This window comes from Pseudomonas izuensis, assembly GCF_002356535.2.
GTDB lineage: Bacteria > Pseudomonadota > Gammaproteobacteria > Pseudomonadales > Pseudomonadaceae > Aquipseudomonas > Aquipseudomonas izuensis.
Genome location: NZ_AP017423.2, coordinates 5,070,224 through 5,091,536, shown reverse-complemented (window position 1 = coordinate 5,091,536; position 21,313 = coordinate 5,070,224). Strand labels below are relative to the sequence as shown.

General features: G+C 59.1%; 22 protein-coding genes and 1 riboswitch. Of the genes, 14 read left to right on the top strand and 8 right to left on the bottom strand.

The window, feature by feature from the left end:
* Window positions 1-294 precede the first annotated feature (294 nt).
* From brnQ to LAB08_RS22530, 3 genes are all read left to right on the top strand, one after another.
* On the top strand, window positions 295-1,608 hold the full coding sequence (gene brnQ / locus LAB08_RS22540) for a branched-chain amino acid transport system II carrier protein (RefSeq protein WP_096509638.1): 1,314 nt from the start codon (window positions 295-297) through the stop codon (window positions 1,606-1,608).
* Window positions 1,609-1,878: 270 nt separating this feature from the next.
* Window positions 1,879-2,616 (top strand): DUF599 domain-containing protein, encoded by a 738-nt coding sequence (locus LAB08_RS22535; protein WP_096509639.1) that lies wholly within the window; start codon window positions 1,879-1,881, stop codon window positions 2,614-2,616.
* A complete protein-coding gene (locus tag LAB08_RS22530) occupies window positions 2,616-3,017 on the top strand; it encodes an MAPEG family protein (RefSeq protein WP_096509640.1) in 402 nt (133 codons plus the stop codon). The genes LAB08_RS22535 and LAB08_RS22530 overlap by 1 nt, the downstream gene beginning before the upstream one ends.
* Window positions 3,018-3,096: 79 nt before the next feature.
* Here the strand turns inward: LAB08_RS22530 and LAB08_RS22525 are convergent, their stop codons facing one another.
* Complete coding sequence (locus tag LAB08_RS22525) at window positions 3,097-3,333, bottom strand: hypothetical protein (protein ID WP_096509641.1); 237 nt, start codon at window positions 3,331-3,333, stop codon at window positions 3,097-3,099.
* Between the two features lie 161 nt (window positions 3,334-3,494).
* Between LAB08_RS22525 and LAB08_RS22520 the strand changes: the two genes are divergently transcribed.
* The 4 genes from LAB08_RS22520 (at window position 3,495) to LAB08_RS22505 (ending at window position 7,201) form a co-directional block, all read left to right on the top strand.
* Entirely contained in the window at window positions 3,495-3,971 is a 477-nt protein-coding gene (locus LAB08_RS22520) for a PaaI family thioesterase (RefSeq protein WP_096509642.1), read from the top strand.
* Window positions 3,968-4,420, top strand: coding sequence for a PaaI family thioesterase (locus LAB08_RS22515; protein ID WP_096509643.1), 453 nt, complete (start codon window positions 3,968-3,970; stop codon window positions 4,418-4,420). Before LAB08_RS22520 ends, LAB08_RS22515 begins: the two co-directional genes overlap by 4 nt.
* Window positions 4,421-4,501: 81 nt before the next feature.
* A complete protein-coding gene (htpG, locus tag LAB08_RS22510) occupies window positions 4,502-6,406 on the top strand; it encodes a molecular chaperone HtpG (RefSeq protein WP_096515238.1) in 1,905 nt (634 codons plus the stop codon).
* A 66-nt stretch (window positions 6,407-6,472) separates the two neighbouring features.
* Window positions 6,473-7,201, top strand: a complete 729-nt coding sequence (locus LAB08_RS22505) for a dienelactone hydrolase family protein (protein WP_096509644.1) — start codon at window positions 6,473-6,475, stop codon at window positions 7,199-7,201.
* 132 nt (window positions 7,202-7,333) lie between these two features.
* On the opposite strand, the gene LAB08_RS22500 is transcribed toward LAB08_RS22505, so the two are convergent.
* Both LAB08_RS22500 and LAB08_RS22495 read right to left on the bottom strand, forming a co-directional pair.
* The gene (locus LAB08_RS22500; RefSeq protein ID WP_096509645.1) at window positions 7,334-8,221 is read right to left on the bottom strand and encodes a pirin family protein; all 888 of its coding nucleotides are present in this window, start codon (window positions 8,219-8,221) and stop codon (window positions 7,334-7,336) included.
* Between the two features lie 61 nt (window positions 8,222-8,282).
* Window positions 8,283-8,699, bottom strand: a complete 417-nt coding sequence (locus tag LAB08_RS22495) for an OsmC family protein (protein ID WP_096509646.1) — start codon at window positions 8,697-8,699, stop codon at window positions 8,283-8,285.
* A 248-nt stretch (window positions 8,700-8,947) separates the two neighbouring features.
* Between LAB08_RS22495 and LAB08_RS22490 the strand changes: the two genes are divergently transcribed.
* Complete coding sequence (locus LAB08_RS22490) at window positions 8,948-10,573, top strand: methyl-accepting chemotaxis protein (protein WP_096509647.1); 1,626 nt, start codon at window positions 8,948-8,950, stop codon at window positions 10,571-10,573.
* 67 nt (window positions 10,574-10,640) lie between these two features.
* On the opposite strand, the gene LAB08_RS22485 is transcribed toward LAB08_RS22490, so the two are convergent.
* The 3 genes from LAB08_RS22485 to purM are packed head-to-tail and all read right to left on the bottom strand — an operon-like array spanning window position 10,641 to window position 13,071.
* Complete coding sequence (locus tag LAB08_RS22485; protein ID WP_096509648.1) at window positions 10,641-11,354, bottom strand: DUF3108 domain-containing protein; 714 nt, start codon at window positions 11,352-11,354, stop codon at window positions 10,641-10,643.
* A gap of 8 nt (window positions 11,355-11,362) precedes the next feature.
* Window positions 11,363-12,013 carry a phosphoribosylglycinamide formyltransferase gene (gene purN / locus LAB08_RS22480; protein ID WP_096509649.1) on the bottom strand — a complete coding sequence of 217 codons (651 nt, stop codon included), beginning with the start codon at window positions 12,011-12,013 and terminating at the stop codon, window positions 11,363-11,365.
* Window positions 12,013-13,071: a phosphoribosylformylglycinamidine cyclo-ligase gene (gene purM, locus LAB08_RS22475; RefSeq protein ID WP_008049708.1), complete on the bottom strand. Its 1,059-nt coding sequence runs from the start codon at window positions 13,069-13,071 to the stop codon at window positions 12,013-12,015. The genes purN and purM overlap by 1 nt, the downstream gene beginning before the upstream one ends.
* 386 nt (window positions 13,072-13,457) lie before the next feature.
* On the opposite strand from purM, the gene LAB08_RS22470 reads away from it, so the two are divergent.
* From LAB08_RS22470 to LAB08_RS22445, 6 genes are all read left to right on the top strand, one after another.
* Window positions 13,458-14,516: a DUF2066 domain-containing protein gene (locus tag LAB08_RS22470; protein ID WP_096509650.1), complete on the top strand. Its 1,059-nt coding sequence runs from the start codon at window positions 13,458-13,460 to the stop codon at window positions 14,514-14,516.
* Window positions 14,517-14,552: 36 nt separating this feature from the next.
* Window positions 14,553-15,626 (top strand): AI-2E family transporter, encoded by a 1,074-nt coding sequence (locus tag LAB08_RS22465; RefSeq protein ID WP_096509651.1) that lies wholly within the window; start codon window positions 14,553-14,555, stop codon window positions 15,624-15,626.
* Between the two features lie 197 nt (window positions 15,627-15,823).
* A complete protein-coding gene (hda, locus tag LAB08_RS22460; RefSeq protein WP_007936072.1) occupies window positions 15,824-16,528 on the top strand; it encodes a DnaA regulatory inactivator Hda in 705 nt (234 codons plus the stop codon).
* 225 nt (window positions 16,529-16,753) lie between these two features.
* The gene (locus LAB08_RS22455; RefSeq protein ID WP_096509652.1) at window positions 16,754-17,401 is read left to right on the top strand and encodes a C40 family peptidase; all 648 of its coding nucleotides are present in this window, start codon (window positions 16,754-16,756) and stop codon (window positions 17,399-17,401) included.
* A gap of 165 nt (window positions 17,402-17,566) precedes the next feature.
* A complete protein-coding gene (locus LAB08_RS22450; protein ID WP_096509653.1) occupies window positions 17,567-18,103 on the top strand; it encodes a C40 family peptidase in 537 nt (178 codons plus the stop codon).
* A gap of 18 nt (window positions 18,104-18,121) precedes the next feature.
* Window positions 18,122-18,775, top strand: a complete 654-nt coding sequence (locus LAB08_RS22445) for an O-methyltransferase (RefSeq protein ID WP_096509654.1) — start codon at window positions 18,122-18,124, stop codon at window positions 18,773-18,775.
* A 115-nt stretch (window positions 18,776-18,890) separates the two neighbouring features.
* On the opposite strand, the gene LAB08_RS22440 is transcribed toward LAB08_RS22445, so the two are convergent.
* A complete protein-coding gene (locus LAB08_RS22440; RefSeq protein WP_096509655.1) occupies window positions 18,891-20,204 on the bottom strand; it encodes a PQQ-dependent sugar dehydrogenase in 1,314 nt (437 codons plus the stop codon).
* Window positions 20,205-20,272: 68 nt separating this feature from the next.
* The gene (locus LAB08_RS22435; RefSeq protein WP_096509656.1) at window positions 20,273-20,857 is read right to left on the bottom strand and encodes a hypothetical protein; all 585 of its coding nucleotides are present in this window, start codon (window positions 20,855-20,857) and stop codon (window positions 20,273-20,275) included.
* 153 nt (window positions 20,858-21,010) lie between these two features.
* Window positions 21,011-21,239: riboswitch (cobalamin riboswitch) on the top strand.
* The last annotated feature ends 74 nt before the right edge of the window (window positions 21,240-21,313 follow it).

Here is a 21,313-nt window from a genome sequence, read left to right as displayed (position 1 = left end):
ATTTTGTCTACCCCGCAAAACCTGTGGGAGCGGGCTTGCCCGCGATGGCGGACTTACAGGCGACAACCATGAACATGCGAAAACGCGACACAAAGATGTCGCGTATCGGATAGTTCGCCCTCAAACAGTGCGTTTGTCAGACAAATTCGTTAGGCTAGCAGCCATTTTTGCGTCCGCAGCCCACAAGGCGGCAACGCGCTAAAAGGGTTGGTCTCATACGGACCGACTGCATTTCCCTCACCCATAAGGGAAACCCCTCTCTAAATTCCGATTCAGTAGTGTGGTATTTCCTTAATGAAAGTGTTGAAAGGTCAGGACATCCTGGCACTTGGTTTTATGACGTTTGCCCTGTTCGTCGGGGCCGGCAATATCATCTTCCCGCCTATCGTCGGTTTGCAGTCCGGGCCTAACGTCTGGATGGCGGCGCTGGGCTTTCTGGTCACGGCGGTAGGATTACCGGTGATCACCGTTGTCGCGCTGGCCAAGGTCGGTGGTGCCATGGATGCGTTGAGCAGCCCGATCGGTAAACTGGCCGGTGGCCTGCTGGCCGCCGCGTGCTACCTCGCCGTGGGGCCGCTGTTTGCCACGCCGCGTACCGCTACCGTGTCGTTCGAAGTGGGCCTGGCGCCGCTGACCGGCGAAAGCCCGTTGGCGCTGTTTCTCTACAGCTCGGTGTATTTCCTGCTGGTGTTCTTCATCTCGCTCTATCCGGGCCGTCTGCTGGATACCGTAGGACGTTTCCTCGCCCCGTTGAAGATTATCGCCCTGGCCGTTCTTGGCATCGCGGCATTCGCCTTGCCGGCGGGCGACATTGGTCAGGCAACGCCTGAATACGTGGCGGCACCGTTCTCCCAGGGCTTCATCAATGGTTACCTGACCATGGATACCCTCGGCGCGCTGGTGTTCGGCATTGTCATCGTCAACGCGATCCGCTCCCGCGGCGTCGAGTCGCCAGCATTGATTACCCGTTACGCGATCATTGCCGGCCTGATTGCCGGCGTGGGCCTGGCGCTGGTGTATATCAGCCTGTTCCGTCTCGGTTCCGGCAGCCATGAAGTGGCCGTCGGTGCGACCAACGGCGCGGCGGTGTTGCACGCCTACGTGCAGCACACGTTCGGCTCCCTGGGCAGCGGATTCCTTGCGGTACTGATCTCTCTGGCGTGTCTGGTGACGGCTGTTGGCCTGACCTGCGCGTGCGCCGAATACTTCAGCCGTGTACTGCCACTGTCCTACAAGACCTTGGTGATCATCCTGGCGGCGTTTTCCCTGTTGGTCTCCAACCTGGGCCTCACCAAGCTGATCGCGTTCTCGATTCCGGTACTGACCGCGATCTACCCGCCATGCATCGCCTTGGTAGCCCTGAGCTTCTGCAAGGACTTCTGGCATGAGCAAGGCCGTATCGTCGGTCCGGTGATGCTGGTGTCGTTCATCTTCGGTCTGATCGATGCCCTCAAGGGGGCCGGCCTGGCGGACTGGATGCCGGCGCAGCTGGCCCACTTGCCGCTGAGCGAGCAGGGGTTGGCGTGGCTGGTACCATCGGTCATGACCCTGGTGGTCGCCGTGGTCTGCGATCGCTTGCTGGGCAAACGCGTCGAAGCTTTGGCTTAAGCTTCACGGGCCTGCCACAAGCGGGCTTTTGAGCTGCTCTCTACAAAAAATGGAAATGCCCCGTATCAATAGATACGGGGCATTTTTTATGGGCGTGAGGCAGTGTCTTTTTCCTTAAGCTAACGTCGAAGCATTGCGAAAATCCAATGTGGGAGCGAACCTGCTCGCGAAGGCGGCTTTAAATTCAACATACATGTTGTCTGATCCAGTGCTATCGCGAGCAGGCTCGCTCCCACAGTTTTGCCTTTCCTAGTCATCAAAAGGACCTGCATGTCGTTCATCCAAGCCAATCTGATCCACATCCTCGCCGCGCTCTGGTTCGTCATCTGCTGGGGCGGTTATACCCGCTATGCAACGTGGAAGGGCCGTGACACTGCGTGCCTGGCCAGCGTTCTGCATCTTTACCGCGAAGACTGGATGCGCCGCATGCTGCTGCGCGACAACCGCATCGCCGACGCCAGCGTGATTGGCAACCTGGAGCGCAATGCGTCGTTCTTTGCCTCCAGTACCCTGATTATTCTGGCCGGCATTCTCACGGTGCTCGGGGCCTCCGAGCGGGCGGTGTCGTTGCTGGCGGATATTCCGATGGTGCAGCAGGCGTCCCAAGGGATGTCGGAGATCAAATTGCTGTGTTTGGCGCTAGTGTTCGTCTATGCGTTCTTTACCTTCAGTTGGTGCATGCGCCAATACAACTTCGCGGCCATTCTGGTTGGCTCGGCGCCGATGATCGGCGAGCGCCATGTGTCCGAGCAGGAGCGCAAAGCCTTCGCTGCCCGTGCTGCCCGTGTCATCTCCATGGCGGCCAACCAGTTCAACTTCGGCCTGCGATCCTATTACTTCGGCATGACCATGCTGGCCTGGTTCGTCAGCCCCTGGTTGTTCATGTTGATGAGTGCCGGCGTTGTGTTCGTGCTGTATCGCCGCGAGTTTCATTCCGACGTTCTGGACGTGATGGTCTATACCCCTACAGAGGCGCCATTGCCCGAGGTGATCAAAGAGGCTGCTTGATGAGTATTCCGTTCTGGTGTGTGTTTATCAGTGCCGTGCTGATCTACGTGGCGCGCATGCCCGTGACCACGGCCATGAAAGAGCAGGGCGGTTACGACAATCACCTGCCGCGCCAACAGCAGGCGCAACTTACGGGGTTGGGTGCCCGTGCAGTGGCGGCACATCAGAATTGTTTCGAAGCCTTCATATTGTTCGCGGTGGGCGTGTTGATGGCGCATACCACGCAGACGGCAGGATGGCTTATTGATTTGCTGGCGATCATCTTCGTGATCACGCGAGTTATCTACTTGGTGTGTTACTGGAAAGATCTGGCCTGGCAGCGCAGCCTGGTTTGGCTAGTGGGTTTAATCTGTTCGCTGTTGCTGATGATCAGTCCGACTTTTCGAACGATTTTGTTGTGACGCCTACATGGCCAACAAACGTGAAGGCAAAAGAAAACCCGCACTTGGCGGGTTTTCCTTTATCTGACTAAAAACCGATTTAGTTTTTAGGAGCGGCTTCTTTTGCCGCTGCTTCGTTCGATTCAGCCTGAGCTTTGGCAGCTTCGGCGTTTTCTTTCGCTGCGTCGTTCACTTTATCCTGAGCTTTGCTCATGTCTTGCTGAGCTTGCTCAGCATGTTTGTTGGCTTCTTGAGCTTTGTCCTCGGATTTTTTATCGCAGGCAGCGAGACCGAGGGAAGCGGTCAACATCAAGGCAATAGCTAAAGTCTTACGCATGGGGTGTTTCTCCTGATGGAAAATATCTTACTGGCCTTTCGAGCACAGCCCTCAGGGTTAAGTTCCATAAGTCGTTCAGATATATAAGTTTGTTCTAATGCGGAACTTTTTTCAGTGCTGTTCACTGCACTGTCGGAATACTAAACAAGAGTTTTTATCAAATGGCTGAAAGTCTCGTTTTCGAGCGTGCAACGCGATTTCTTTCCGCGCTGCGACATTGTCAGGTCCTCGGCCTGCGTGTTCACAGTGCCAGCAGTGAAGGGCTCACCGTGGTTTTGCCTTACAGCCCGCAGATCGTTGGTAACCCGCAAACCGGTGTCATTCATGGTGGCGCGCTGACCACGCTGATGGACACCGCCTGCGGCATGTCCACCCTCTGCGTGCTACCGGAATTCGAAGTCTGCCCGACCCTCGACCTGCGTATCGACTACATGCACGCCGCCGAACCCCATAAAGATGTCTATGGTTTCGCCCAGTGCTACCGCGTGACCACCGACGTGATTTTCGCCCGGGGCTTTGCTTATCAGGACGATCCCGAACAACCGATTGCCCATGTGGTGGGTACTTTCATGCGCATGGGCAAGGGCATCAAGGGCACCAAGGGCTTTGGCGGCGCTATTGCCGGAGAGGCGAAATGACTGACACGTTTCAGGAACAATTGCGACAGGCCCACGAACTGGGTGACTACGCTTCACTGCTGCAGATGATTCCCTACGCGACACTGATCGGTGTCGAATGCTCGCGGGTGGGGGATGAGTTGCTGTTTCGTCTGCCGGCCAACAAGGACAACATTGGCAACCCTCTATTGCCCGCCATCCATGGCGGCGTGATTGCCGGTTTCATGGAGCTGGCAGCCGCCATGCACCTGCTGATTGCGACCGGCTCGCCGAGCGTGCCGAAGATTATCGATTTTTCCCTCGACTATCTGCGGGCGGGTCAATTCCGCGATACCTGGGCCCGATGCCAGGTGTGCCGCCAGGGACGCCGGGTGGCTAACGTCGCAATTACCGCATGGCAAACCACCGAAGGTGAGCCGATTGCCACGGCCCGGGCGCATTTCAAACTCGAGGAGCCCTTGAAATCCTGAACGCAGCCCCCAACTCTGATGACAACCCGCCGCCGACCCTCTTGGTCGCGGCTTATGCCATCTGATTGGAGTTTGATGACCATGAGTGTGGAAACTCAAAAGGAAACCCTGGGCTTCCAGACCGAGGTAAAGCAGCTGCTGCACCTCATGATCCATTCGCTGTATTCCAACAAGGAAATCTTCCTTCGCGAACTGATCTCGAACGCCTCTGACGCTGTAGACAAATTACGTTTCGAAGCGCTGGCCAAGCCTGAATTGCTGGAAGGTGGCGCCGAACTGAAGATCCGTGTGAGCTTCGACAAGGACGCCAAGACCGTCACGCTCGAAGACAACGGCATCGGCATGAGCCGCGAAGATGTGATCACCCACCTGGGGACCATCGCCAAGTCCGGCACTGCCGACTTCATGAAAAACCTGTCGGGCGACCAGAAGAAAGACTCGCACCTGATCGGTCAGTTCGGTGTGGGCTTCTACTCCGCGTTCATCGTCGCTGACAAAGTCGACGTGTTCAGCCGTCGTGCCGGTAGCCCGGCCAGCGAAGGCGTGCATTGGTCTTCCAAGGGTGAGGGCGAGTTCGAAGTCGCCACCATCGACAAGGTCGAGCGCGGCACCCGTATCGTCCTGCACCTGAAGTCCGGTGAAGACGAGTTCGCCGATGGCTGGCGCCTGCGCAACATCATCAAGAAGTACTCCGACCACATCGCCTTGCCGATCGAGTTGCCGAAAGAAGTGGCCGCTGCCGAAGGCGAAGAGCAACCGGCCGTTGAATGGGAAACCGTCAACCGTGCCAGCGCCCTGTGGACTCGCCCTCGCACTGAAGTGAAGGACGAGGAATACCAGGAGTTCTACAAGCACATCGCCCACGACTTCGAAAACCCGCTGAGCTGGAGCCACAACAAGGTTGAAGGCAAGCTGGAATACAGTTCGCTGTTGTATGTGCCGGCCCGCGCACCTTTCGACCTGTATCAGCGTGAAGCGCCGAAAGGTCTGAAGCTGTACGTGCAGCGTGTGTTCGTCATGGACCAGGCCGAATCGTTCCTGCCGCTGTACCTGCGCTTCATCAAGGGTGTGGTCGACTCCAACGATCTGTCGCTGAACGTGTCGCGGGAAATCCTGCAGAAAGACCCGATCATCGATTCCATGAAGTCGGCGCTGACCAAGCGCGTACTGGACATGTTGGAAAAACTGGCGAAGAACGAGCCTGAGCAATACAAGGGCTTCTGGAAGAACTTCGGTCAGGTCATGAAAGAAGGCCCGGCAGAAGACTTCGCCAACAAGGAAAAAATTGCCGGCCTGCTGCGTTTCGCCTCCACCAACGGTGACGAGGGTGAGCAGGTTGTTGGTCTGGCCGACTACCTGGCTCGCGCCAAGGAAGGTCAGGACAAGATTTACTACCTGACCGGCGAAACCTACGCTCAGGTCAAAAACAGCCCGCACCTGGAAGTCTTCCGCAAGAAAGGCATCGAAGTGCTGCTGCTGACCGATCGTATCGACGAGTGGCTGATGAGCTACCTCAGCGAATTCGACGGCAAGAGCTTTGTCGATGTGGCGCGCGGTGACCTGGACCTGGGCAACCTGGACTCGGAAGAGGACAAGAAAGCCGCGGAAGAAGTCGCCAAGTCCAAGGAAGGTCTAGTCGAGCGCCTCAAGACAGCGCTGGGCGAATCCGTTGCTGAAGTACGGGTTTCCCATCGCCTGACCGATTCTCCGGCGATCCTGGCCATCGGCGAGCAGGACCTGGGCCTGCAAATGCGTCAGATCCTGGAAGCCAGCGGCCAGAAGGTGCCGGATTCGAAGCCGATTTTCGAATTCAACCCGGCTCACCCGCTGATCGAGAAGCTCGACAACGAGCAGAGCGACGAGCGCTTTGGCGACCTGTCGCACATCCTCTTCGATCAGGCGGCCCTGGCGGCCGGCGACAGCTTGAAGGACCCGGCGGCGTATGTGCGTCGTCTGAACAAGCTGTTGGTTGAACTGTCGGTTTAACTGCGTTGTAGAAAAACCCGCTTCGGCGGGTTTTTTCATTCTGGTGTTGAAAATCAGGAGTCAGAAATGAGCCAAATCACTGTACGTTCCGTGGCCTACCAGATTGACGGTCAGGCTTACGAAAGCCGCTTGGCTTTCGATGCCGACCAAAAAGGTGCGCGCCCGGGACTGTTGATGGCACCCAACTGGATGGGCGTCGGCGCCGGTGCCGAGGACATCGCCAAATCAGTAGCGGCCAAGGGCTATGTGGTGCTGATCGCGGACCTCTACGGCCAATCGGTTCGTCCAACGAACAACGATGAGGCGGGCGCGGCGATGATGCCGCTGAAGAACGACCGTGCATTGCTGCGCAAGCGCATGCAGGTGGCGTTCGAGCAATTGCAGAAGCAAGGTGAGGCGCCGGTCGATACGTCGAAACTGGCGACCTTCGGTTTCTGCTTTGGTGGTTGCTGCGCGCTGGAACTCGCCCGTACCGGTGCTCCGGTGAAAGCCGCCGTCTCGTTCCATGGCACCCTCGATACCCCGAATCCGGCCGATGCGAAGAACATCAAGGGCAAGGTGCTGGTATTGCACGGAGCATCCGATCCATTGGTGCCGAAAGAGCAATTGCCGGCTTTTGAAGATGAAATGAATGCCGCGGGTGTGGATTGGCAGTTGCTCAGCTACGGCGGGGCTTTCCACTCGTTCACCGACCCGCATGCCAAGGTGCCGGGGATGATGATGTACGACGCGAAGGTCGCTGCGCGGGCGTTCACTTCGATGCATAACCTGCTGGATGAAGTGTTCAAGGGCTGATTGCTTTTTTGCCCCGGCATGGTCGGTGTGAGTGCCGGCCTCTTCGCGAGCAGGCTCGCTCCCACAATGGAATGCATTTCCCTGTGGGAGCGGGCCTGCTCGCGATGGCGGTGTGACTCACACCGAGGATCATTACAACGGAGTGGGCTCGCTTCGGTGTTTTGGCAATTCAATCCGATCGACTTCCCCCGGCACCGTTGGCCAGTCCCCGGCCGCCCAGCGTCGCCGTGCTTCGTCGATCAACGCCGGGTCGCTCGCCACGAAGTTCCAGTTGATCCGCCGCGGACCGTCCAGCGGTGCTCCGCCGAACAACACGGCATGACAATCGCTCTCGGCGAACAACGTTATTTCTTCCCCGGCCGGCAGCACCACCAATGCGTGTGGTTCTATCGGTTCGCCCTCCAGTTGCACTTCACCGCTTAACACGTACAGCGCACGTTCTTCATGCTCGGTGGGAATCAGCAGTGTCGCCGCCGTTTGCAGGTGCAATTCGGCATACAGCGTGGGAGAAAGCACGGGCACCGGCGATTCCAGGCAAAAGCCTGAACCGGCAATCATGCGGATTTTCACGCCAAGGTTTTCACTGGTCGGGAGCGTAGATGCGGGATGGTGGCTGTAATGGCCAGGGCCGTGTTCGCGGTCCTTGGGCGAGGCCAGCCAGATCTGCAGGCCGTGCATCGTGAAACCGCGTTCTTTCAGCGCTTCGGGCGTGCGTTCGACGTGGGCGATGGCGCTGCCGGCGGTCATCCAGCTGACATCCCCGGCATTGACCACCTGATCCGAACCGAGGCTGTCCTTGTGCTGGAGCTGGCCTTCAAAGAGGTAGGTGAGCGTGGACAGGCCAATGTGCGGATGTTGGCGAATGTTCATGCCATCTCCCGCGCTGTAGCGGGTCTCCAGCATGTGGTCGAAAAACACGAAGGGCCCGACATTGCGGCATTTGGCGGATGGCAACGGACGCAGGATGGGCTGGCCTTCGACATCTTCGGCACGGGGGCGGATCACGAGCGGAGTGTTCATGGTGCGTTCCAGGCTGAGCGGGTGATGATTCGAGCATAACCCGCTTGTACAGCCCTTGCCGCTATTGGCTGAACGCGCCTTCGGATAGATGGGTTTCGATGCTGACTTCGCTGGTGGTCATCAGTTTGTGAATCGGGCAGCGATCGGCCACGCGGTGCAGTTCTTCACGCTGAGCGTCGGTGAGTACACCTTTGAGGGTCAATTTGACGTGCAGCGCGTATTTGCCTTTTTGCTCTTCGCTGTTATCGCGTTTGACCTCGACGCCGACACCGGTCAGCGGGATGTCCTTCTTCCTGGCATACAGCTTCAGGGTCAGGGCTTTGCAGGCACCCAGCGCCGCATCGAAGTAATCGTGGGGTTCCGGCGCCGAGCCTTCACCGCCAGCAGTGGTGGGCACGTCGGCAAAGAGTTCGTGGTCATCGATTTGCACGGTGTGACGAAAACCTTCGGCGGACACGGTGTTGACGGTAACAGTCATGGGAAACCTCGCGGGCGACAGGAATGGTCATTCGATCAAAAAGGAACGTGAAGGTATAGAGCATTCCTGCGCAAACATGTTCCGGATATCCGGGGTGGTACCGGTTTTTCGCTGAATCGTTACCGCTTTTGACCGATACAGTAGAGGCGTTTTGATATCATCTTTTCGTCTTACGCAAATTTTCAACAGTCCGATATCGTCTAAAAGACCAGCTGCCTGAGGCAGCGCATTTGGAAGGAACCAGAGTAATGAGTATAAGAAGTCTCAATATTGCGCCGCGTGCGAGTCTGGGTTTTGGCCTGTTGGCATTGATGGTTTTTGGGCTGGGGGTGTTCGCTCTACTGCAGATGTCGAATATGCGGGCACAGGCCGATGAGGTCGATGACAACTGGCTGCCCAGCGTCATGGCGGTCGGTGATATGAGTCAGGACATGTTGCGGCTGCGGGCCTTGACCATGCGCTTGCTGATCAATCGCGATCCACAGGCGTTGGCTCAGAACGTCAGTAAACTCAACGATTTGAAGGCCGTTCTCAGCGATGCTCAGCAACGCTATGACAAGCTGATCGTGTTGCCTGAAGAGCGGATTTTGTTCGATCGCTTCAAGACCGCCGAGCAGAAGTATCTGCAGTTCCAGAGTCAGGTAATGGCGGGGTCTGCCCAGGGACGGGTGGAGGACGCAGCGGCCATTCTCAACGGTGAAATGAATCCGCTGGCCGATGAAATCACCCTCACGCTCAAGGAACTGGTCGGCTTGAACAAGCACAACGCCAATCTGGCGAGCGAAGCGGGGCGCCAGGTATTCAACCAGTCGCGGATCTGGGTCGGGGTAATGATCGGCCTGGCGGCGATTGCCACCGTTGGCCTGGCCTTATTGTTGACCCGCAGTATCGTGGTGCCGCTTTCGCAATCAGTGAAGGTCGCCGAAGTGGTCGCTGGTGGCGATCTGACCGGTGACATCAGCGTCACCGGCGACGACGAGCCGGCGCGGCTGTTGCACTCGCTCAAGAGTATGCAACTGAACCTGCGCGAAACGATCCAGCGTATTTCCGAGTCATCCAGCCAATTGGCCTCTGCTTCGGAGGAACTCAGCTGCGTCACCGAGGATGCCACCCGTGGCCTGCATCAGCAGAGCCTGGAAATCGATCAGGCCGCCACGGCAGTCAATCAGATGACGGCGGCGGTGGAGGAAGTGGCAAGCAATGCCGTGGCCACCTCCGAAGCGTCCCGCGAGTCCGATCGCATTGCTCAGCATGGCCGTGAGCAGGTGCACCAGACCGTGTTGTCTATCGAGATGCTGGCCGATGATGTCACCGCCAACGCTTCGCAGGTCGAAGACCTGGCGCAGAAGGTGTACAGCATCGGCAAAGTCCTGGACGTGATTCGCTCGATTGCCGAGCAAACCAACTTGCTGGCCCTGAACGCGGCCATTGAAGCGGCCCGGGCCGGGGATGCCGGGCGCGGGTTCGCGGTGGTGGCCGACGAGGTGCGGGCCTTGGCGCACCGTACTCAGCAATCAACCCGGGAAATCGAGCAGATGATCACTGGAATCCAGCAAGGCACCGATTCGGCGGTCAGCTCGATGCAGCACAGCAATGCCAGGGCGCGCTCGACCCTTGAAGTGGCAAAGGCCGCGGGCATTGCACTGGAAGACATCGCGTCGGCATTCACCCTGATCAATGAGCGCAACACCGTGATCGCCAGTGCCTCGGAGGAACAGGCGGCGGTGGCGCGGGAAGTGGACCGCAACCTGGCGAATATCCGCGACCTGGCGTTGCAAAGCTCGGCCGGGGCGAATCAGACCAGTGCAGCGAGCCAGGAGCTGTCACGGTTGGCGGTGGATCTGAACACCCTGGTGGCGCGGTTTTCGGTCTAGGGATCGATAGCCGAATCCCGGACAAAAAAAGCCCCGCATTGGCGGGGCTTCTTCATGTCGGTGTGGATCAGCTGCCTTTGACGGTCTTGCCGTTGACCTTGCCGTCCAGGAGCATGATGTTGTACTCCTTGCCGTCGGTTTCGACCTGTTGCAGGCGGACCAGCAGGTAGTCCCAGTCCTTGGCGAACCAGAGCACGGTGATGCGCTTGCTTTGTGTCGGGTCACGCACGCGCTCGACCTTGATCGCATCGATCTGGCCAGCCTTGGTGTCGACCTTTTCCGAACCCAGCACACGGAAATCATAGGTATCGACTTCACCAGCATCCACGACTTGATAGCTCATGCTTTTCTTGCCGGCGGCCACGTCATGCTGCAGTGCCAGCTGATAGGTGGACTTGTCGACCATGCCACGGTTCAGCGGAATATTGACCGCGTCGCCACGGTCAGTGCCGGTGATTTTCTTGGCGGTCCAGTCGAAGTCCAGGTCAGCCTTCTTGGCTTTGCCCAGGCCACCCCGTTCGAAGTGGTAGGACTGTGGCAGCAGGGTGTCCTTGTCGACGGTCAGGGTGCTTTCTTCGGACAGGCTGGCGATCATCATCGAAGCCTTGAAGCTGAGCTTCCAGACGCCGTTGGCTTCCTGGGTCAGGCTGCGCTCGGCAGTGCCACTCATGGGCAGCTGCTTCCAGTCGGCAGTGTAGCTGGCGGAGAAAGGATGAAGGTCTGCCGCCTGTGCGAAGGGCAGGGCGAGCAGAGCGCAAGCGAAGAGCAGGGCACGACGCATAAAATCTCCTAGATTCGAATCAAATGGCCGCTGGCCGCGAGTAACTGCCCATCCAGTAAAGCACCTTGATCGTCGAGTGATAAACGGCCTTCGGCAAACCAGCGGACGGCCATCGGGTAGATCAGGTGTTCCTGAACATGGACCCGCTGCGCCAGACTCTGCGGCGAGTCGTGCAACTCTACCGGTATTACTGCCTGTACGACCAGTGGTCCGCCATCGAGTTCCTCGGTGACAAAGTGCACGGAGCAGCCGTGTTCAGCGTCGCCGGCTTCCAGAGCGCGCTGATGAGTGTGTAACCCTTTGTATTTGGGTAACAAAGACGGATGGATATTGAGCAGGCGACCCTGGTAGTGGCGCACGAAGCCCGCGCTGAGTATGCGCATGAAGCCGGCCAGGACCACGAGTTTGGGGTTGAAGGCGTCGATCAGTTCGATCAGCGCGGCATCGAAGGCTTCGCGGCCGTCGAAAGCCTTGTGATCCAGGGTGCGGGTGTCGATCCCCGCGTCCCTGGCGCGTTGCAGGCCGTAGGCGTCGGCGCGGTTGGAAATCACCGCAGCGATGCGGACCGGGCTGTCGCCGGTCCGCGTGCTGTCGATCAGGGCCTGCAAGTTACTGCCGGTGCCGGACAACAGCACCACCACATCACAGGTCTGGGACATCAATGAGCCTTGAGGTTCTTCAGTTCAACCTGGGCCGCGCCTTCGGCAGCGGTGGAGATCTGACCGATGACCCAAGGCTGCTCGCCCGCTTCGCGCAGAACGTTCAGGGCCGCTTCAACGTGCTCTTGAGCCACGCAGATGACCATGCCCACGCCGCAGTTCAGCACGCGGTGCATTTCGTTCTCGTCAACGTTGCCTTTCTCTTGCAGCCAGTCGAACACGGCCGGGCGGTTCCAGCTGGCTACGTCAACCACGGCTTGTGCGCCTTTTGGCAGGACGCGCGGGATGTTGTCCAGCAGGCCGCCACCGGTGATGTGGGCCATGGCTTTGACGGCGCCGGTTTCCTTGATCAGCTTGAGCAGCGGCTTCACATAGATACGGGTCGGGGCCATCAGCAGGTCGGTCAGCGGTTTGCCGTCGAGCTGGGTGTTTTCGATGTCGGCGCCGGACACTTCGATGATCTTGCGGATCAGCGAGTAACCGTTGGAGTGCGGGCCGGAAGACGGCAGGGCGAGCAGGGCGTCACCGGCAGCGACTTTGGAACCGTCGATGATTTCGGATTTTTCCACGACGCCGACACAGAAGCCGGCCAGGTCGTAGTCTTCGCCTTCGTACATGCCAGGCATTTCAGCGGTTTCGCCGCCGACCAGGGAGCAGCCGGACAACTCGCAGCCAGCACCGATACCGGTTACCACCTGGGCGGCGGTGTCGACGTTCAGTTTGCCGGTGGCGTAGTAGTCGAGGAAGAACAGTGGCTCGGCGCCACACACCACCAGGTCGTTGACGCACATGGCAACCAGGTCGATGCCGATGCTGTCGTGCTTGTTCAGGTTCAGTGCCAGGCGCAGCTTGGTGCCGACGCCGTCAGTACCGGAAACCAGCACAGGCTGCTTGTAGCCGGCCGGGATTTCGCAGAGGGCGCCGAAACCGCCCAGGCCGCCCATGACTTCCGGGCGCGCAGTGCGCTTGGCGACGCTCTTGATGCGTTCGACCAATGCTTCACCGGCGTCGATGTCTACACCGGCGTCCTTGTAGCTCAGGGAGGGTTGCTTGCTCATGATCCAGGCCTTTAGGGGGGATTTCTGGGTAACGACCGAGTTCAGCGGGGGCGCGCCGAAATCGACGAGGGCGATTGCCTCACGCGAATTTCGAAAGTGCCCGGCTGTTGCCGGTCTGCGAAGGCGCGCGATTTTATCAGGCTTGAAGGGCAGCGGCCATCCTCACGCCGACGGCAGGGGCATATCGGCTTAAAAAAACCTTCATTGTTGTGTGTTGGTTGCATCCTTCACGCTTGAGCAGGGTATCGTCATTAACCGTCTATCGTTATGACAGTGCGAAAACTTACCCGGGCCGTGTGAATGTTTTGCGCCGGGCGATGGTCACAGCCTTGCTCGATCGTGTTCATGCGGCCTGTTCCAGCCGCTCTTGTCGTCAGGAATCTTCCATGCGTTTTTGTAAATTCTTGTTTGTGGGCTGTTTGTCTCTGGTCAGTCTGGTCAGCCATGCCGAAACCGTCAAAGGCCTTTATCAAGTGCGCGAACCGGTCAGTGGCCAGTCGCCGGAAGAGCGTGAGCAGGCGACACAGCGCGCCCTCGATACACTCGTCTTGCGTCTGACCGGCGACCCCAAGGCGGTGCAAAACCCTGGACTGGCGGCGATCCGCAAGGACCCGCAGCAAATCATCAGTCAGTACGGCTTTGACGCCGGGCCGCCGGAGGTATTGAAAGTCGATTTCGATCCGGCCTCCACCGAACAGGCGTTGCGCCGTGCCGGGCTGGCCATGTGGGGCGCCAGTCGGCCTTCGATTCTGGGATGGTGGTTGAACGATTCCACCGAGGGTTCGAGCCTGGTGGGCGACGGTCAGGCCAGTGCGGCGCCGCTGCGTCGCGCGGCACAACACCGCGGCTTGCCTTTGCGGCTGCCCCTGGCGGATCTGAATGAACAGATTGTCGCCACTGCACCCAATCTGGAAAGTGCTGATCCCGCGCCGCTGCACAACGCATCGGAACGCTACAATGCCGACGCCTTGCTGGCGGTGCATGCCCGTGAAGAGGGTGGGCAGTGGCAAGCCAAGTGGCGCTTGTGGCTGGGCGACCAGAAAGAGGCGGGTAGTGTCCAGGGTGCCGATCAAGCGGCTCTGGCAGACGCGGTGATGCTGGCGGTCAACGAGCGGCTGGCGCCACGATTTGTTGCCAAGGCAGGTGCGTCGACTCAGCAGTTGCTGGAAGTGCAGGGCATGAATCTTGAGCGCTATGCGACCCTTGGACGTTTGCTGGAGCCTTTTGGCGGGCGCCCGCAAAGTGTCGATGGCGACCGGATTCTGTATCGGGTCAATGGCAGCACCGAGCAGTTGCGGGCGCAGTTGTCGCTGGCGAAGTTGCAGGAAGTTGCGGCGGCACCGGCCCCTGTCGCCGCGGCACCTGCTGCGCCGGCGACCGGCGGTTCGGCCCCCGCCGCAGCGCCCGTCGCTGCACCGACACCGCAATTGCATTTCCGCTGGTAATTATTCTTTCTTTATATAGAAGCAATGGAGTGGTTCATGGCCGATACGCGGCGTTGGTTCTGGTTGGGTGGAGTGGTTCTGCTCTGCGCGTTTATCTGGCTGCTGCACCCGATCCTGACGCCGTTCCTGGTGGCGTTGTTGCTGGCCTATCTGTTTGATCCGCTGGTGGATCGACTGGAGAAGGCCGGGCTGTCGCGAACCCTGGGCGTGGTTGCCGTGTTCGCACTGTTCATATTGATCTTCACCACGCTGCTGCTGGTGCTGGTACCGATGCTCGCCAAGCAGCTGTTTCGTTTGTATGAGCTGGCACCGCAGATGCTCGACTGGTTGCAGCACACCGCGCTGCCGTGGGCGCAATCCAAGTTCGGTTTGTCGGAGGGTTTCTGGAAGTTCGACAAGCTCAAGGCCGCCATCAGTGAGCACATGGGGCAGACCAGCGACGTTGTCGGGGTGGTATTGAGCCAGGCGACGGCTTCCGGTCTGGCGCTGATTGGCTGGCTGGCGAATCTGGTGCTGATACCGGTGGTGACGTTCTACTTGCTGCGGGATTGGGATCTGATGATGGCCAAGATCCGTAGCTTGCTGCCGCGGGATCGGGAGGAGCGCGCAGTGTCCCTGGCCGGTGAGTGCCATGAAGTGCTCGGGGCCTTCGTTCGCGGACAGTTGCTGGTGATGGTGGCGTTGGGCGTGATCTACGCCGCGGGCCTGATGCTGGTAGGGCTGGAGTTGGGGCTGTTGATCGGTCTGATTGCCGGTCTGGCGGCGATTGTGCCGTACATGGGGTTTGTGATCGGTATAGGCGCGGCATTGATTGCCGGTCTGTTTCAGTTCGGCGGTGATCTGTATCCGATGATTGGTATCGTCGCGGTGTTCATGGTGGGGCAGGCGCTGGAGGGCATGGTGCTGACGCCGTTGCTGGTGGGGGATCGAATAGGTCTGCACCCGGTGGCGGTGATCTTTGCGATCCTGGCCGGTGGAGAACTGTTCGGTTTTACCGGCGTTCTGCTGGCGCTGCCGGTGGCGGCGGTCATCATGGTGCTGGTGCGTCATGTGCATGATTTGTATAAGGATTCAGAAATCTATAGTGGTGTGGACGAGCCAGAGCTTTGAGCGGCTTTGCGAACAACCCGGATTGACGCCGGGTTGATACCTGCACCGCCAAAGAAACTGTCATCAAACCGGGGCGCCAACGCAAACCTTTGATTTTGCTTGTGGTCTGTCGCATTGTGCGGTCGGCTTCACGGGTATAAACTTCGCAAACTTTACACAGAGGCCACTAACGGTTCCTTTGGAACTGTTCAGTCAGCATGAAACCGATTCAGCTGCCCCTAGGTGTGCGTCTGCGTGACGACGCCACCTTTATCAACTACTACCCAGGCGCCAATGCCGCTGCACTCGGCTATGTCGAGCGGCTGTGCGAAGCCGACGCCGGCTGGACCGAAAGCCTGATTTATCTCTGGGGCAAGCACGGGGTAGGTCGCACGCATCTGTTACAGGCGGCTTGCCTGCGTTTCGAACAGATGGGTGAACCGGCGGTGTATCTGCCGCTGGCCGAGTTGATGGATCGCGGCATCGAAATCCTCGACAACCTCGAGCAGTACGAACTGGTCTGCCTGGATGATCTGCAAGCGGTTGCCGGCAAGGCGGATTGGGAAGAGGCGCTGTTCCATCTGTTCAATCGTCTGCGCGACAGCGGTCGGCGCCTGCTGATTGCCGCGTCGACGTCTCCGCGGGAACTGCCGGTGAAGCTGGCGGACCTCAAGTCCCGCCTGACCCTGGCGTTGATCTTCCAGATGCGCCCGCTTTCCGACGAAGACAAACTGCGCGCCCTTCAGCTGCGCGCGTCCCGTCGAGGCCTGCACCTGACCGATGAGGTCGGGCATTTTATCCTGACCCGTGGGACCCGCAGCATGAGCGCGCTGTTCGAGCTGCTTGAGCGTCTCGACCAGGCCTCCCTTCAAGCTCAGCGCAAGCTGACCATTCCCTTCCTCAAAGAAACGCTGGGCTGGTAGCTAGCCCGGTAAATCTGCGGCCTCCAGCGATTTTTGGCATATTTCAGGCGCCAGAAAATGCGCTTTCCTGGCAATTGCAGGCTGCGTAAAGGATCAAAATGGGCTTAAGCGCTTAGATGTAAACGAGAAACCGGGAAGTCACAAAAAGTTCGATTGAATTTGCAAATGAGGTTGATAGCGGGCATAGTCTCGGCTTCTTTACAACTAACAGCCACGGTCGTGCCCATGCTAAAGCGCTTTGCACCCCTCGTGCCCCTCGCACTCGTTACCCTGTTGTTCGGTTGCGCTGCCCACACCCCAGTGGCCCAGCAAGAGCAACAACAGCAGGTTAAAAACTCTGTTACTGCCCAGTCTTCCATTCGTTATCAAGACTCTCTTTTCCAGGAAGAAGTGGCCACCGAAAAAGAACTGGCCGCCTTCGCCGACGGCAAGTCCTATCAGCTTCCGGTTCTGGCCGACAGCATCCTCGAACGCGGCATGTCCCTGATCGGTACCCGTTACCGTTTCGGCGGTACCTCCGAAGCCGGTTTCGATTGCAGCGGTTTCATCGGCTATCTGTTCCGCGAAGAGGCGGGCATGAACCTGCCACGGTCCAGCCGTGAAATGATCAACATCGATGCACCGTTGGTCTCGCGCAACAAGCTTGAGCCGGGTGATTTGCTGTTCTTCGCCACCAACGGCCGTCGCGGTCGTGTCAGTCACGCCGGGATCTACCTGGGTGATAACCAGTTCATCCATTCCAGCAGCCGCAAAAGCGGTGGCGTGCGGATCGATAGCCTGGGCGACAGCTACTGGAGCAAGACCTTCATCGAAGCCAAGCGCGCACTCGCGATGGCTCCGAATGCCAGTCCGATTGTCACGGCGCGCAAGTAAGCGGACAGTTCGTAAGGCGAACTTAAAGTCTTACTTGAAGTTTGCCGCATAAGCGCTAGAATCTGATCCATGAATGATGGCAAACCGCCTGCGTACTGCGCAGGCGGTTTTCTTTTCTGCGTCCTCTGCAGAAAAAAGCCGCAGCCAGATCAGGATGCTCTGCTTATGTCGACGTCGGCCCGCCTCGCAATCATGCTTTTCGCAGCGCTGCTCAGTGCCTGCGCCAGCCGCACACCACCGCCAGCGCCGGTGGTTCGCGCTCCCATCGTTTTCGGTCCTTCCCAAGCCTTTTCGCCTGAAGCGGAAGATGTGCTGTTTCGTGCATTGGGCCTGGTGGGCACGCCTTATCGCTGGGGTGGCAATACACCGGACTCCGGTTTCGATTGCAGCGGGCTGATCGGTTATGTGTACCGTGATGTCACCGGCATTTCCTTGCCGCGCACCACCCGCGAAATGATCTCCATGCAAGCGGCCGATGTCGGCAAGGAAGGCCTGCAAACAGGTGACCTGGTGTTCTTCGCCACCAACGGCGGCTCGCAGGTCAGCCATGCCGGCATCTATGTTGGCGAAGGTCGTTTTGTCCATGCACCTGCCACGGGGGGCACGGTCAAGCTCGACAGCTTGTCCAAGGCTTATTGGCAGAAAGCCTACCTGAGTGCCAAGCGCGTCCTGCAACCGGAGCACCTGGCGCGCAATCCGTAACAGCCAGAGGTTGTGGTCATGACCGCTCGCACGCTCAATCTCGACGATTCGCTCTATCACTACCTGCTTGACGTGTCCCTGCGCGAAACGCCGCTGCTCAAGCGTTTGCGCGACGAAACCCAGGCGCTGCCCATGGCGCGCTGGCAAGTGGCGCCAGAGCAGGGGCAGTTTCTTGCATTGCTGGTGAAACTAACCGGCGCCAGGCGTTTGCTGGAAGTCGGCACCTTCACCGGTTACAGCGCCCTGTGCATGGCTTCGGCATTGCCGGAGGGCGGTTCGTTGATCTGCTGTGATATTCCGGGCGATTACAACGCAACGGCGCGCCGTTACTGGCAGGAAGCCGGGCTGGCGGGGCGAATTGAGCTGCGTCTGGCGCCGGCGCTGGAGACCCTGAGCAAACTGGATCAGCCAGGCCAGTTCGATCTGATTTTCATTGATGCCGACAAGGCCAACTATCCAGCCTACCTGGAGCATGCGCTGCGCCTGTTGCGCACCGGCGGTCTGGCGGTGTTCGATAACACGCTGTGGAGCGGTCGGGTGCTGGAGGACAATCCAGAAAGTGCAGATACCCGAGCCATTCAAGCGCTCAATCGTGCCTTGAAGGATGACTCGCGGGTCGATCTGTCGCTGTTGCCGCTGGGGGATGGGCTCACCCTTTGCCGCAAACGCTAAACACAGAGTCCCTGTGGGAGCGAGCCTCCTCGCGAAGAGGTCAGCACATTCAGCATCAAAGTTGCCTGTACTGACGCATTCGCGAGCAGGCTCGCTCCTACAGTGGTATGTGGTGCTATTTAGTTGCCGACACCCGCCACACCTTGTTCCCCACGTCATCGGCCACCAGCAAATCTCCCTGCTGGTCTATCACCACACCCACCGGCCGGCCCATGGCGTTTTCTTCGTCATTGAGGAACCCGGTGAGTACATCCACCGGCTGTCCGCTCGGTTTGCCGGCGCGGAAGGGGACGAAAATCACTTTATAACCGCTGTGTGGCTTGCGGTTCCATGAACCATGCTGGCCGACAAAGGCACCTTCCTTGAATTGCGCCGGCAGCGTGTTGCCTTGGGCAAACGTCAGCCCCAGCGACGCGGTATGCGGGCCGACCGCATAGTCCGGCGCAATCGCCTTGGCCACCAGTCCGGGGTTTTGCGGTTCGACGCGGATGTCGACGTGTTGGCCGTAATAGCTGTAAGGCCAGCCATAGAACCCGCCGTCCTTCACGGAGGTGATGTAGTCCGGCACCAGGTCGCTACCGATTTCATCCCGCTCATTAACAGCCGTCCACAATGCGCCGCTCGCAGGCTCCCAGGCCAGTCCGTTCGGATTGCGGATTCCCGAAGCAAAGATCCGGTGGTTGCCGGTGGCGCGATCCACTTCCCAGATCGCCGCGCGTCCTTCCTCCTGATCCATGCCGTTCTCACCGACGTTGCTGTTCGAGCCGACGGTGACGTACAGCTTGCTGCCGTCCTTGCTGGCAATGACGTTTTTGGTCCAATGGTGATTCAGGGTGCCCCCCGGCAGATCCACGACTTTGACCGGCTGCGACTTGATCGACGTGTCGCCGTTTTCATAGTGGAAGCGCAGCAGGCGGTCGGTGTCGGCGACGTACAGATCATTGCCGACCAGGGTCATGCCGAAGGGGGAGTTGAGGTTTTCCAGGAATACCGTGCGAGTTTCGGCGACACCGTCGTGGTCGCTGTCCCGCAGCAGGGTGATGCGGTTCGGGCTGGGTACGGTTGCACCGGCGCGGGCCATGACTTTTTTCATGACCCAGCCACGAATGCCTTTGCCGTCATCCGGTTTGGGCGGGGCGTTGGTTTCGGCGACCAGCACGTCGCCATTGGGCAGTACATACAACCAGCGCGGATGATCGAGTCCCTCGGCAAAAGGGGCCACTTGCGTGCCGGCGGCGGCGACGGGTCTGGCGCCGTCCGGCCAGCCGATTGCCGGGGCGATGTTCACCGTCGGCATCAGCGTCTTGTTGGGTTCCGGGAGTTTGGGCGACGGGCCGGTGCCGTCGGAGACTTGCATCGTGGAGGTCTCACCGCAACCGGCGAGCCCTCCGGCGAGGGCGATGATGAGAGCGAGCTGAAGCTTGCGCATGCTGATCTTCCCTATGAATCCATTGACCTGATCAGTAGAGAAGCGCAAGCGCGTGATGGTTCAACCGGTCAGCCGCGGGCCTCCTTGAGCAGCACGGCGATGCCCGGGTGGTAATGGCCCGCTTCGTTGCGCAACTTGCGATAGGCATAAGGGAAATACCAGGCCACGGCGCAGGTGTGCTCCTTTTGCAAGTCGTCGACCATGTCCTGCAGTTCTTCCGGGGTGGCGCCATGCTGGGCTTTTTGCGGTGCGACGAACAGGCAGCCGAGTTTGAGGTCGCTGGCGTAGCTGATTTGTCTGGCGTTGCTGGTGATGTCTTGCAGGGCCTGGGTCAGGTTCAGGCTGTTGACCCGTGGCCAGCGTTGTGTGGCCTGCAGCCAGGCGCGTGTTTCGGGCGTGGCGATAAACAGGTCGGCGCGACCATTGCGTTCGCCTTCTTCGATCTGTTTGCGGGTGGGCGATTGTTGCAAGGTGACCATTTCCGCCATCCACGCCGACGAGGAGAGCAGACCGAGGTTGGCTTTTTCGTCGAGCCAGTACGGCGTTTCGTTATCGCCGCGCACGGCGTTGTAGCGGTCGATACACTCGAACCAGCGCTCCAGCACCGGGCGCAGGAATTCCAGCTTCGGATTGCTGATGATCATGCCTTGCATGTGGCTCACCCTTGTTATTGTGTTATGAGGTTTGTGGCGCTTTGATATCATTGCTGGGCGTGCGGCACAAGATTGACGTCAGTAAATTGATTGACGGTAGATAATCACTTGCGCGGCCTGTCTTCAATTGACGCTCCACCCCCAACCCTCTAACCTTCGCGGCTTGTTTCAGGTGCTCTGTGGCTTGCGCCGACAGAGTGAAACAGGGAAGCCGGTGAGTGGCCGATTCAAAGCATGATGGCCTGCAATTCCGGCGCTGCCCCCGCAACGGTAAATGAGTGAACACTGTGCCTTGAGCCACTGTGTCAATTGACATGGGAAGGCGCACAGTCGGCAAACGCCGCTCATGAGCCCGGAGACCGGCCTGATCCATCCAAGCGGCATCACGGTGGGCGATGCCAGGCTTCTTGCCATCTATTCTTGTGCCTGCCCGCCGTTATCCAGCCTCAACGGAGA

What these genes read in the sequence shown, in the direction of transcription:
- LAB08_RS22535 (WP_096509639.1), top strand. Translation starts at nt 1,879, where the DNA reads ATGTCGTTCATCCAAGCCAATCTGATCCACATCCTCGCCGCGCTCTGG.
- LAB08_RS22530 (WP_096509640.1), top strand. Translation starts at nt 2,616, where the DNA reads ATGAGTATTCCGTTCTGGTGTGTGTTTATCAGTGCCGTGCTGATCTAC.
- purN (WP_096509649.1), bottom strand. Translation starts at nt 12,013, where the DNA reads ATGTCCCAGACCTGTGATGTGGTGGTGCTGTTGTCCGGCACCGGCAGT.
- purM (WP_008049708.1), bottom strand. Translation starts at nt 13,071, where the DNA reads ATGAGCAAGCAACCCTCCCTGAGCTACAAGGACGCCGGTGTAGACATC.
- LAB08_RS22455 (WP_096509652.1), top strand. Translation starts at nt 16,754, where the DNA reads ATGCTAAAGCGCTTTGCACCCCTCGTGCCCCTCGCACTCGTTACCCTG.
- LAB08_RS22450 (WP_096509653.1), top strand. Translation starts at nt 17,567, where the DNA reads ATGTCGACGTCGGCCCGCCTCGCAATCATGCTTTTCGCAGCGCTGCTC.
- LAB08_RS22440 (WP_096509655.1), bottom strand. Translation starts at nt 20,204, where the DNA reads ATGCGCAAGCTTCAGCTCGCTCTCATCATCGCCCTCGCCGGAGGGCTC.
- hda (WP_007936072.1), top strand. Translation starts at nt 15,824, where the DNA reads ATGAAACCGATTCAGCTGCCCCTAGGTGTGCGTCTGCGTGACGACGCC.
- LAB08_RS22490 (WP_096509647.1), top strand. Translation starts at nt 8,948, where the DNA reads ATGAGTATAAGAAGTCTCAATATTGCGCCGCGTGCGAGTCTGGGTTTT.
- LAB08_RS22495 (WP_096509646.1), bottom strand. Translation starts at nt 8,699, where the DNA reads ATGACTGTTACCGTCAACACCGTGTCCGCCGAAGGTTTTCGTCACACC.
- LAB08_RS22520 (WP_096509642.1), top strand. Translation starts at nt 3,495, where the DNA reads ATGGCTGAAAGTCTCGTTTTCGAGCGTGCAACGCGATTTCTTTCCGCG.
- LAB08_RS22505 (WP_096509644.1), top strand. Translation starts at nt 6,473, where the DNA reads ATGAGCCAAATCACTGTACGTTCCGTGGCCTACCAGATTGACGGTCAG.
- LAB08_RS22465 (WP_096509651.1), top strand. Translation starts at nt 14,553, where the DNA reads ATGGCCGATACGCGGCGTTGGTTCTGGTTGGGTGGAGTGGTTCTGCTC.
- brnQ (WP_096509638.1), top strand. Translation starts at nt 295, where the DNA reads ATGAAAGTGTTGAAAGGTCAGGACATCCTGGCACTTGGTTTTATGACG.
- LAB08_RS22470 (WP_096509650.1), top strand. Translation starts at nt 13,458, where the DNA reads ATGCGTTTTTGTAAATTCTTGTTTGTGGGCTGTTTGTCTCTGGTCAGT.
- LAB08_RS22500 (WP_096509645.1), bottom strand. Translation starts at nt 8,221, where the DNA reads ATGAACACTCCGCTCGTGATCCGCCCCCGTGCCGAAGATGTCGAAGGC.
- htpG (WP_096515238.1), top strand. Translation starts at nt 4,502, where the DNA reads ATGAGTGTGGAAACTCAAAAGGAAACCCTGGGCTTCCAGACCGAGGTA.
- LAB08_RS22445 (WP_096509654.1), top strand. Translation starts at nt 18,122, where the DNA reads ATGACCGCTCGCACGCTCAATCTCGACGATTCGCTCTATCACTACCTG.
- LAB08_RS22515 (WP_096509643.1), top strand. Translation starts at nt 3,968, where the DNA reads ATGACTGACACGTTTCAGGAACAATTGCGACAGGCCCACGAACTGGGT.
- LAB08_RS22435 (WP_096509656.1), bottom strand. Translation starts at nt 20,857, where the DNA reads ATGCAAGGCATGATCATCAGCAATCCGAAGCTGGAATTCCTGCGCCCG.
- LAB08_RS22485 (WP_096509648.1), bottom strand. Translation starts at nt 11,354, where the DNA reads ATGCGTCGTGCCCTGCTCTTCGCTTGCGCTCTGCTCGCCCTGCCCTTC.
- LAB08_RS22525 (WP_096509641.1), bottom strand. Translation starts at nt 3,333, where the DNA reads ATGCGTAAGACTTTAGCTATTGCCTTGATGTTGACCGCTTCCCTCGGT.